Source organism: Actinoplanes derwentensis (genome assembly GCF_900104725.1).
Taxonomy (GTDB): Bacteria; Actinomycetota; Actinomycetes; order Mycobacteriales; family Micromonosporaceae; genus Actinoplanes; species Actinoplanes derwentensis.
In genome coordinates this window covers 5,042,632-5,054,919 of sequence record NZ_LT629758.1, presented here as the reverse complement: position 1 = coordinate 5,054,919, position 12,288 = coordinate 5,042,632, and the positions used below count along the sequence as shown (strand labels likewise).

General features: G+C 68.9%; 1 protein-coding gene (only partly in view). It reads right to left on the bottom strand.

Going from position 1 to position 12,288, the window contains the following annotated elements; genetic code table 11:
- Window positions 1–12,288, bottom strand: the 5' portion of a protein-coding gene (locus tag BLU81_RS22410) for a hypothetical protein (protein ID WP_157751736.1). 19,065 nt of this gene lie to the left of the window's left edge; the window shows 12,288 of its 31,353 coding nt (coding positions 1–12,288); the start codon lies at window positions 12,286–12,288; its stop codon lies off the left edge, out of view.

Sequence of the window (12,288 nt, the reverse complement as noted above, 5' to 3'; positions counted from 1 at the left end):
GAGGCCTTGGATGACGGCGGTGGTGTCGGGGTCGTGCATGACCTGGTTGCGCGTACGGCCGTAGGGGAATTTGCCGTTTTTGGTGCTGACGGCGTATCCGTTGACCGCGACGGGGACGTCGAGGTTGTGGATGAGCTGGTTGGCTTCGGCGATCTTCTGCTGGAAGTCGGGGCTGGGGGTGTCGTCGGTGGTGTTGACGCCGAAGACGAAGGCGGCTGTGGTGTTCTTGTCCAGGCCGTCGGTGATCGACTTGATGACGGCCGGGATCTGGTCGATGTCGCTGGCGGGCATCATCGAGTTCACGACGAAACTCAGGGGAACGCCGTCGTTCTTGAGGTCGAGTGTCGTCTGCCGGTAGTTGTCCGGGGTGACGTCGCGGGAGTTTTGGGTCAGTGCGTCGAACGCGGCGTTACGGCCACCCTCGACCCGGACCGGCTGGAAGGTCGCCCACTTGTGCGCGAAGTGCAGGTCCGGCGTCAGTGACCGGCCGGCGTCCGCGCCCGACAGGTAGGGGCCGCTCTGCTTCCCGCCGATCCCGGTCTGCGCCGGTGACCGGTAGGTGCGCCAGGTTCCGGTCGGCGGGAGCTGCGGTGGCCTCGGCCGGCCGTCCGGTCCGTAGACGGACACCGCGGTGACGAAGGCCTCGCCGCCCCGGGTCGTCCAGACCGGCCCGTCCGGCGCGTGGATGTCGGTGCCCGGCATCAGGTCGGCGAGCTGCTGGGCGAGACCGCCCGGGACCCCGGAGTCGCAGATGATCAGGGTGATCGGCTGACCGGTGTACTGCGGATCGTTGCGGATCTGGTCGGCCAGCCGCTGTGCGGTGATCGGCTGCCCGTCGTCCAGCGTGTCGTGCGAGACGACCGCGAAATGGCCGGTCGGCGCGGTCACGGTGGTCGCGGCGGCCGCGCTCTCCGACGACGGGGAGACGAGGGTACGGACCACCGTCTGTTCAGCGGGTGCGGGCGTGGGCGGCGCCGGATCGGGGGAGTCGGGACGGTCGTCGGCCGGCACACCGAGTCCAGCCCGGCGAACCTCGTCGTACAACTGGTCGGCCGACCTGATGTCGGCCGCCGGAGTGGCGGTGAGCTGGACCCCGGCGATCTCGGCGCCCCGCAGCACCTCGTAGAGCGAATGGTTGTCGGCGGCCAGCATCCAGGCGCTGGCGGCGGCGAGGAATTCCCGATCGGTGACCCCGGGAACGCCCAGCATCCGGAACACGGTGAGCAGGCGCGCGGCGGTCAGCGAGGTTCCCGAGGTCACCGGGATCTCCCGCTGCTGATTGATCTCCTGGAACCATGCGCTGTCCGGGTCGAGACGATAGAACGAGCGGCCGCTCACCCACGGCAGCGGCAGCTCGGGACCCTGCTCGTCCGCGCCGAGCCAGGACGTCCACGGCTCCGGGTGTTTCGTGGTGCCGAAGATCTCCCGGGTCACCCTGCTCACGGTCGGCTTCCCGTCGACCTCGGGCCCGAACTCGACGGTCACCGACGCGGTGTTCTTGGTGCTCAGCACCGAACTCAGATCCGGTTTGCCGTCCGGGCCGTACTCGACCCGGTCGAGCGGCACGTCCTCGGTGCTCGTCGTGTCGACGGTGAACGGGCCCGCGGCTTTGCTCCGCAGGAAGGCGGCCTCGAACGCACCCAGGTCGGTGCCGGCCAGGCGGAGCTGCCGGGGTGTGACGGCGTACGGGCCTCGGACCTGGTCGCGGGAACCGCGCGCGGACCGTCCGCTCTCGTTCTGTTCACGCACCCCCAGATCGGCCTTCTGCCGGTCCCCGGTCCGGGCGATGAGGTTGAACGCCCGGAACGGGTCGTCGTCGCCGTCGAACTCCCGCTCCGCGGGCAGCTCCTGCTTGACGGCCAGACGCAGCGGGTTGTCCAGGAACTCCGAGTACGCCTTCAGCTCGGCGGTGTTCAGACCGAGCCGATCCGACCGGGCCCAGTCCTTGTTCCGGATGATGTCCAGTGCCAGAAGCTTGAACGTCGTCTCGCCCGCTCCCGGCTTCTTGTTGTAGTAGGCGGCGTTGTAGATCGCCGTCATGACCTCGCGCAGGTTGCCGTCCCGCAGCAGCGCCGCGATCTCGGGGTCCTTCAAGCCGGTGCCGGCCTGGCCCGCGCTGTCGGCCTTGCGCTGGAGGAACGCCTTGCCGGGAGTTCCGTCGCGTGACGGTTTCGCCTTCGCGCTGTTCAGCACCTCGTTCAGCCGGGCGGCGACCTTGACCGCGGTGTCCCGGACCTGCGGCGACTGGGACAGGTGGGCGCCGAGACGCCGTTCGAACTGCTCGTTCGCCTCCTGCGGGTCCTTCGGCCGCAGCGGGGCGGGCGGAGTCGGCGCGGTCTCCGCCGGCATGCCGAACGAGACCAGCCGGCCCCGGCCGCCGGTCTCCACGAGCAGATCGGCCGGCGAGCCCTGATCCGAATCGGAGTCGGAGTCGTCGAGTGTCGTCTCGGCGAGCAGGTCGGCCGGCGGATCCAGGTCGGAGCCGGACTCGCGGCCCGGCAACGGCTCCGGCGACACGCCCAGCTCATCGGCCAGGTCGTAGACGTCGGCGAGCCGGATCTCCGACGCGGTCAGCGACCGGTGAGCGGTGTCCAGATGGGCGACGGCGGCGTCGTACGCGTCGTGTGCCTCGGGCTGCCGGAACGTCAGGTCGTCGACCTGGTCACTCGCGTCCCGGGCATCGGCACGGATGTCCCGTACCGCGCTCGGCAGATCGAGGCCGAGCAGATCCAGGTCGGCGAGAAGTTCGCGGGACTCGGCGAGCTGCTGCGCAGTGCTGTTCTCCGCCGGGTAAGCCCGCAGCAGCGTGTCGGCCAGCGCCAGGTTCCGTTGCGGGCCGGGCGGCAGTCCGAGCGCGGCGTCGGCGTCGGCGGCCGCCTGGACGGCCAGGTCCGCCTGCCGACGGCTCCGGGAGTTCAGTTCGGTGAGCTGGTCATGAGCTGATCGCAGGTAGCCGAGGTCGTCGGCGGCCCGGGTCGCTGCGGTGCCGGTCCGGGTGGCGTCGGCCCGGAAGGCGTGCACCCGTGCCGCTTCCGCCGCCGCGTCGGAGAGTGACTGGTGCACCCGGCTCTGTTGGTCGCGTACCTGGTCCTGGGCCTGTGCGGCGAGGTCGCGTAGCTGCTGCGCATCCGGGGTGGGCCCGGCGCGGCCCGCTGCGTCGACCGCGGCCCGGGCCAGCTTCGGCGCGTCGCCGGCCCGTTGGCCGAGTTCCCGGCGGTCGCCGGTGAGCTGAGTGTGCCGGGTGTCCGCGTCCTGACGGATGTCGTCCGCGGACTGGCGAGTGGCCTCGGCGCCGGCGATGTCAGCCAGAGCCGGGGCGATCGTGTCGATGGCGGTCCGGGTGTCCGCCGCGATCCGGTCGGCGTCCGACTGGGCCCAGTTCGCGATCTGGTTGATCGCCCTGGCCATCTGGTCGGCGTCGACCTCGCCGAGGAGCGCGTTCGAATCCAGGACGTGCGGGAGATCGGTGACCGTGACCTGGGACGGGTCGGCCGTCGACGCCTCGAACTGGACGAAGTGGTGATCCTGGTCCGCGCTGGTGAGTGGTTGCCCGTCCGGTTCTCGCAGGTCGGACGAGGTGACTACCGCGTGGCCGGTCGGACCGGACCAGACGACGCCGTTCGGCGCGATGATCTTGATGCCGGGCAGTTCCCGTGCCAACTGGGCGGCGAAACCGTCCTGCTGGTCGATGCCGGTGTCGCAGACGATCAGGACGATCGGCCGGTTGTCCCACCGCGGGCGGTCGGCCCGGATCTGTGCGGCCAGTTCGGCCGGTGTGACCCGGGTGTCGCCCACCCGCAGCGACTGCTGATCCCCGTGGGCGAACACGTGGTAGCGGTCCGAACGGTCCGGGTAGGAGTCGGCGATCGACCGGGTCGCGGTGTCGCCGGGCGCGGCGATGACCAGGCCGGCGCCGACCTTTTCCGGGGCCGGCGCCGGGTGCCCGCCGGTGCCGGTGTCCGCCGTCGGTGCGAACGACCCGAACATGCCGAAGCCGAGGCCGTCATCCTCGGAGTCGCTGTCGCTGTCCGTCGCCGGCGCGACCGGTGGGGTGTACGGCGCGTAGGTGACCCGGCCCTGGGAGTCGATCGTGCGCTGCAGCTCCAGCCGGCCCAGGGGGCGCGCGCCCTGCACCGGATACGTCTTCGGCGGGTTCCCGCTGCCGTCGTGCACGGTCAGCGCGACCTTGGTGCCGGTGGCCGCCGCCAGCTCGATGACGTCGTGCGCGGCCGCGATCCGGGCGATCTCGGTACCGTCCACCGGGTCGGTGCGCCGCTGGTTCGGCGGGACGTCCGGGGTGAGCGCCGCCTTGACCAGGTGCCCGTTGTCGTACGGGCTGGTGCGCCGCATCTCGGTCGCGGTGTCGAGGTTGACCCGGTCCCGGCCCGCCGTGAGGGTGTCCGTGCGGTGGCCCGCCGGGCTGGTGCCGGGCAGCGCCGACGCGATGGCGTGGTAGAGCGAATCCGGCTGCACACCGAGTCCGCCGCGGCCGGCCATCATGGTGGCGACGGCGAACTCCTGCTGGATGGTGCCGGAGTCGTTGGAGGTGGCGACCAGGTGCGCGGCGACCAGGCGCTGGCTGTCCGGGACCCCGATGGTCCGGGCCTGCGCGGCCGAGTCCACCCGCGGGTCGACCCCGGTGAAGACCTCCTTGTCCGCGGGCGGCTGCGGCACCGGGCCGGCGTCCGGCGCGGGCAGCGAGATCGCCGTGACGAGCTGGTTGTGCGGCTGCGCACCGAGCTGTTTGAGCTGCCGTTCGGAGAGCGACTGCTGCCAGGTCCCGGTGTCCCCGCCGGGAGTTCGGTCGACCGGTGCGGCGAAGGGCTTGCCGTCGGCCAGGTCCGGGTTCCGGAGTTCGGCTTTGTACTCCTTGAATCCGGTGCCTTCGGTGTTGAACAGTTGGCGGTTGACGGTGGTCGGGACGGCGTGGGATTGGGGTAGGAAGTTGCTGGCGGCGAAGTCGGCGGCGAGGCGGGACAGGTCGGTGGGGGTGGCGGCGCCGACGAAGTCGGTGAGGAAGGCCTGGTCCCGGTCCGGGTGCCGGTTGTTCTGCGAGTCGATCTGGATCGCGGCCGGTGTTTCGGTGCCATGGACGGTCAACAGCTCTTGGCCGTACGTCTGGTGCAGGGTTTCGCTGAGCAGCAGGAATTCGGCGCCGGCGTCGCCGAAGCGGATGTTCGGTCGGCCGAGGGTGAGTAGGCCGTCGATGAAGAGGTTGGGTTCGGGCGAGTAGGGCAGCATGGGGTGGGTGGTGGCTTGCCGGTCGCGGGAGCGCATGTCTTCGTTGACGGCGGTGGTGAAGTCCTGGACGAACTGGTCTCGGCCGGCCGGGGTGGACAGTTTGTCGAGGCCTTTTTCGATCGCGCGGAGTTTCTGCTGATCGAGGTCGGGTTCGGTGGCCTTTTTCTCCAGTCGTTCCCGGGTGCGTTCGATCAGGTCGTCGGGGTCGCCGACGCGGTAGCCGCCGGAGATCATCATCGGGCGGGCGGGGGAGTCGGAGTCTCCGCGGGTCTTCGTTTCCAGGTGGTCGAAGACGTGGGTGCCGTTCTCCAGTGTCCGGGCGCCTTTGTCGAAGTCCTGGATGGAGATGTAGGGGTAGGTGCCGTTGGCGGCGAGGCCTTGGATGACGGCGGTGGTGTCGGGGTCGTGCATGACCTGGTTGCGCGTACGGCCGTAGGGGAATTTGCCGTTTTTGGTGCTGACGGCGTATCCGTTGACCGCGACGGGGACGTCGAGGTTGTGGATGAGCTGGTTGGCTTCGGCGATCTTCTGCTGGAAGTCGGGGCTGGGGGTGTCGTCGGTGGTGTTGACGCCGAAGACGAAGGCGGCTGTGGTGTTCTTGTCCAGGCCGTCGGTGATCGACTTGATGACGGCCGGGATCTGGTCGATGTCGCTGGCGGGCATCATCGAGTTCACGACGAAACTCAGGGGAACGCCGTCGTTCTTGAGGTCGAGTGTCGTCTGCCGGTAGTTGTCCGGGGTGACGTCGCGGGAGTTTTGGGTCAGTGCGTCGAACGCGGCGTTACGGCCACCCTCGACCCGGACCGGTGCGAACGAGGTGACGGTGTCCGCCGCCGGGCTGTCCACGGTGGTGACCGGGGCGGTCGGCGCCTGCGACGGGGTGTGCGGGTTGGCGGCCAGGGCGCGGTGCGTCACACCGGCCACCTTGATCAGGGTCTTGGTGCCGGAACCCTGATTGCTCGTCAGCTCGTCGAGGATGCGTTTCTGCGTGGTCGGGCTGACCGGCTCGACACTCTTGAACGCCAGCCGGGTCAGGCCGTCGACCTGATTCGCGTCCATGTCCGGGTAGAACGTCTGGATGTAGTTCTGGACCTGCTTCTTCCAGGTCTCGGCGTCGGCGTGGCTCTGCGGAACGCTGTCCGGGTGGGTCGCCGAGTAGTTCTGCAACAGCCGGTCAGCCCGGGTCTCCAGCGACACACTCGGGTCGAAGGCCCCGAACGCCACCGGATCCATGCCCAGGAACAGCCGCTGCTGGGCGACCGACTGGGCCAGCCCGCGGCCCTCCTTCGAGGTGTACTTCAGCTCGCCCCGCGGGTCGTTCCGCACCCCGAAGGTGACGTCCTTCTCCAGGCTGGGGTTGTCCACCCGGACGAACGTGTTGGGTTCGGGCATGTACACCGAACGCGGGTCGACGCCGGCCATCGCCTCGCGGACGGCGCGGTCGCGCTGGTTGGCGCGGTCGGCGGCCGGCGGGGCGTTGTCCAGGGTGTAGCCGCCGCTGATGATCTGGACCTCATCGCGGCTGGTGATGGCGGTGTCGGCGTTGTTGAACAGATCGGTCATCGAGGCGACGTCGGAGTCACCGGTATGCAGGAACGTCGGGTTGCCGTCGGCCTGACTCTGCAGATCTTGCAGCATCTGCTCGGTCTGTGGGTGCCGGACCAGGGTCTCGCGGATCGCCGCGTACGGGATGGTGTCCTGGCCCGGGGAGTCGTTCGGGCCGATCCGGGAGTTGTTCCAGGAGAAGCCGAAAACGGTCACCGGGAACGGCGGGTTGGCGTTGCGGACCTGGTTCACCGCGTTCTGGATGGCGGCGTCGGAGAAGCTCCGGCCGAAGCCGTTGACTCCGATGACCAGGCCGAATCGGCCGTCGGAAGTGCCAGGACGGAAGCCTTGGCCGTACGTGGTGATCAGGGCTCTGAGGTCGTCGTCCGGAGTCACCGGCACCGTGGCCAGGTAGGCCGGTTTGTCGGCGGTCGCCTCGTTGCGCGGGCCGAGCCGCCCGACGGTCACCGGAGAGCCGACCTCGGTGAACTGGAACGTCGTCTGCGCGTTCTGGAACGCGCGGCTGCCCTGACCGCCCAGCATCGGTGCCCTCTGCTTGGGCGCCTGCGAATCAGTGTGCACGTCGTTGCGGCTGCCCGGTTCCGGGGCCGGTGCGGGTGCCACCTGCGGGATCGGTCCGGCGGTGTCCGACACGTCCTGGATGAGTTGCAGGTCGTGGTCGTTGAGGTAGGGCGTGGTTCCGTCGGAGGTCAGGGTGTGGGCGTCGTGGCCCATGACGCCGGGGCGGTTCTGGGTGTTGAAGAGGTGGTGGTCGGCGTGGTAGCCCTCTTTGGCGCCGAGGTAGTGCATGACTTCGTGGACGAGGACGGCGGGGTTGTCGTCGGGGTTCCAGCGGTGTTGGTGGGTGGTGTCGTCGGTGGTGATCTCGACCGGCGGTCGGCTGCCTGGTTTGTCCTGCCAGGTGGTCATGAGGTCGTCGGACCACGGGGTGCTCTGCACCGACAGTTGCATGTGGAGTTGTCGGCCGCCGGGCAGGGTGTGTTTGCCGTTGATCGCTTGGTCGATGGTGTTCTGGACGTTGTCGGCGACCTGCTGGAGCTGTTCCGGGGTCAGTTGGTTGTCGCGTGAGGTGAGGTCGAGGGCGACGTCGAAGGAGCGGTGGTTCTTGCCGTCGGCGGTGAAGTCGCGGGTGGTGAAGTCGATGGTGGTGATTTCGCCGCGGAGTAGGTGGGTGCCGTCGACGATGGTGTCCTTGGACGGGTTGAACCGCTCGGTCCGCAACCGCTTCGGCTCCGCGCCGTCGTAGGCCGCCTGCCACTCGGGACTCTTCGGCCCCGGCTTCCCGGTCGCCGGGATCTCCACCGGCGCGGTGATCGGACTCGGCGAGGGGGACTGCGAACTGGTGTGCGGGTTGGCGGAAAGCGCGCTGTGCGTCGCCCCGGCCACCTGCACCAGAGTGGTCCGCGTGTCCTTCGGGATGTCCCTGAGTTCGCTGAGCAGGTTCTTCTGCGTCGTCGGGCTGATCGGCTCGACACTCTTGAACGCGAGCTGGGTCAGCTCGTTCGCCTTGTTCGCGTCGACACCCGGGAAGAAGGTCTGAATGTAGTTCTGGACCTGCTTCTTCCACGTGTCGGCGTGCGCGTGACTCTGCGGGATGGCGTCCGGATCGGCCGGGTCGTAGTTCTGCAGCAGCCGGTCGCCCTGCGTCTCGATCGCGATGTCCGGATCGAACGAGCCGAACGTCCGCGGGTCCATGCCCTGGAACAGACGCTGCTGAGCCACCGACTGGGCGAGCCCGCGCCCCTCCTTGGCGATGTACTTCAGATCGCCGTCCGGCGAGTCCCTGACCCCGAACGTGATGTCCCGCTCCAGGCTGGCGTGATCCACCCGGACGAAGGTGTTGGGCTCGGGCATGTACACCGAACGCGGATCCACCCCGGCCATCGCCTCCCGGACCCGCTGATCCCGGAGATTGGCCTGGTGAGCCTGCGGCGAAGGAGCACTGTCGAGGGTGTAACCGCCACTGATGATCTGTACGTCGGGACGCCCGGCGATGGCCGTATCGGCGCTGTCGAAAAGGTTGTTCATCGACGCGACATCGGCGTCACCGGTGTGCAGGAACGTCGGATTACCGTCGGCCTGGTCCCGCAGATCGTTCAACAACCGCTCGGCGTCCGGGTGCCGGACGATCGTCTCGCGGATCGCCGCGTACGGGATGGTGTCCTGACCGGGTGTGGCGTCCGGACCGATCCGGGAGTTGTTCCAGGTGAAACCGATGACCGTCACCGGGAACGGCGGATTCGAGTCCCGGGCCCGGTCGATCGTCTGCTGGATCTGCGCCTCGACAGTCGTCTCGGTGCCGGGCCGGGCGAACATGTTGACGCCGATGACCAGGCCGAAGCGGCCGTTCGAGGTGTTCGGGCCAAACCCTTGGGCGTACGTGGTGATGATGGCGCCCAGATCATCACCCGGGACGACCGGAACCGTCGCCAGGTAAGCCGGCTTGTCCGCGGTGTGGTCGTTGCGCGGTCCCAGCCTGCCCAGCGTGACCGGGTCGCCTACCTGCTTGAACTGGTATGTGGAGACGGCGTTCTGGAACGACCGGTTGCCGCGGTTGCCCAGAACCTGCGGCATCGCCCTGGTCGACGGCCTCGGGCCGGACGTTGAGGGCGCGGGGCGTCGCGGGGCCTGCGACGGGGTTTGCACGCCGATCGGGGGGAGAACGGCCGGCGGTGGCACGGCCTTGGTCTCGGCGTCCGTCTCGGTGTCGTCGAACAGGGACTCCGTGTCGCTGTCGGCGTCGGTGTCCGCCCGGCTGAAGATCGACTCGGTATCGCTGTCGACGTCGCTGTCGTTGCTGAAGATCGACTCGGTGTCGGTGTCGGTGTCGGTGTCGGTGTCGGTGTCGGTCTCCGGGGCCTGGAACTGGCTGGTCAGCTGTTCCGGGGCAGAGAACTGGTCCGCTGGCTGAAGGGCCGGCGCGGTGGTCGGGACATCCACGGAAGTGGTGACACCGGTCGGCAGAGGCGGTGCTTGAGTGGACGGCTTGTCCTGAGTCGGCGGCTTGTCCTGAGTGCCCGGTGCGGTGTTCGGAGTCTGAGTTGCCGTGCTCTGGGCCGAGGAACTCTGCGGTGCCGGGGTCTGCGTTGTCGGACTCTGCGGTGCCGGGGTCTGCGTTGTCGGACTCTGCGGTGCCGGGGTCTGCGTTGTCGGACTCTGCGGTGCCGGAGTTGGCGTTGCCGGGCTCGGGGCTACCGCGCTTTGCGGTGCCGGAGACTGAACCGTGGGCGTCTGGGTCAGGGGAGTCTGGGCGGTGGAAGGGGCGACTGCGGAAGTCGAAGGGATGTCCACCGTGAAACCACTGGCCGGAGCCTGCGCGGGAGGCGGCACCGAACGGTCGGTGGCCGGGCCCGGAGACGCCTCGGCACCGGGCGTCTGTGTGGATGGCGCCGGGGTGTTCGGAGCTTGCGCGGGGGAAGCCTGGACGCCCGAGGGCTGCACAGTGGGTGTCTGCGTGGTCGGCGTCTGCACCGCCGCGATGGGTGTCTGCACCGTCGGGGTCTGTGTGACCGGAGTCGGCACCGATGTCGGCGTCGAACCGGTGACATCGGCACTGGGCGGCGCGGGCTGCGCCGTCACCGGTGTGTTCGTCGTCGGGCTACCGGTCGTCGGCGCGTTTGCCGAGGGGGTTCCGCCAACCGGCGTGCCTGTGGACGGCGTGCCTGTGGAAACGTCGCCGGTTACCGGGCTGGTGGGCTGTACCGTGGGCGTCGCTGCGGGAGACGTGGTCTCGAAACCGGGGAGGCCGCCGGTCTGCGGGTTGCTGGCGCCGGTCGGGCCGCCGACGACGGCGGGGGTGTCTCCGGTGTTCGGGGCTCCGGTCTGGTTGCCCGTGTTCACCTGGCTGCCGGTTTCGGTGCCGGTTCCGGTCTGGGTGCCGGTTCCGGTTCCGGTTGGAGCATTGACGCTGCCCGGCGTTTCCGTGCCTGCCTGACTGCCAGTGCCAGTGCCAGTCTGGTCGCCGACACTGACCTGACCGCCGGTGTTGACCTGACCGCCGGTGTTGACCTGACCGCCGGTGTTGACCTGGTTGCCGGTGTTGACCTGGTTGCCGGTGTTCGTCTGGTTTTCGTTGGTGATCGGGCTGCCAGTGCCGGTCGGAGTGCCGACATTGCCGGGGCTGCCGGTTTCGGTGCCGACGCCGGTGTTGACCTGGCCGCCCGTGCTGGTCTGGCTTCCGACTCCTGTGCCGGCACCGACACCTGTTCCCGTGCCGACACCTGTGCCGAGACTCGTGCCCGAACCTGCGCCACCGCCGACCTGGCTACCGGTATCGGCCTGACCATTTTCGGTCTGCGGGCCGCTGCTCTGACCGCTGCCGCTCGTTCCGGTCTGCGTTCCGCCGCCGGGCTGCCCACCACCTACGCCCGCGCCGGGTTGACCTGTGCCCGGAGTGGGTTGACCCCCAACCGGGGTGGGCTGACCTGTGCCCGCGGTGGGTTGACCCCCGACCGGGGTGGGCTGACCTGTGCCTGCGGTGGGTTCGGTCTGGGGGCCGCTGGTGGGGACCTGGGGGCCCTCCACGCCGGCCGGGTTCGGGGTGTCGGTGGTGGGGACGTTGAGGTTGTTGTTCGTGTCGATCGTCGGTGGGGGCTTGTTGGCGGCCGCGTTCGGGCCGTAACTGTTACCGACCACCTGGGCACCGTGTTGGGCGTAGCCGCCGATCAGTGACGAGGTCACCGTGGCCCACGGGTTGAATCCGCCTCCGCCCACCATCATGGTGAACAGGCCCTCCATGAGGGTCTCGGCACCCGCCGAGAGCGCCTCTCTGGTGAACAGGTTGTCGTTGATCTTCGGGAACATCTTCCCGCCGATCATGTGGAAGGCGCTCACGCCGCCGCCGATGAAGGCGCCGCCGAAGAACGCCATGGCCAGGTCGTCCCATTTGAGCGTGTTGGTCTTGCCCTCGGCGATCTGGGTGAGGCCGGCCGCGGCGCTCTGCCACAACTCCTCCAGGCCTTCCTGGAAGGCTTCCCAGGAGAGCCGCATCAGGATGTTCTGCAGTCGCTGGCGGAAGAAATTGATCAGGGCCCCGACGATTTCCTGACCAATTTTGATCAGCGCCGGCACGGCTGCCGCGCCGAAGCCCGACGCCATCGCGATGGCGATCTCCACGACCTGGGTGAAGGCCGCGATGATGATGTTGTACTGCGTGTTCTCCGAGTCGAGTGCGAAGTTGTACGCCGATCCGCCCAGTGCCAGCGAGATGTTGCCGCCGGCCGGGATGTTCTTGGTGATGCCCACCTGGAACTGCTGGAACGCGTCCATCGCCGGGCCCTGCAGGCTGCCGGCCAGCCCGTAACCGAGGTTGCCGGTGGCGCCCATCCCGTTGAGGATGGTGCTGCTGAGCTGGTACAACTCGTCGCCCATGGCCCGCAGGGCGGTGGGGTCGGCTTTCGGGAACTCGCCGCCTGTGGTGACGAGGATCAGGTCGTACGCCCATTGCCACTGCGGGTCGTTGGGGATGTGGAAGTCGGGCAT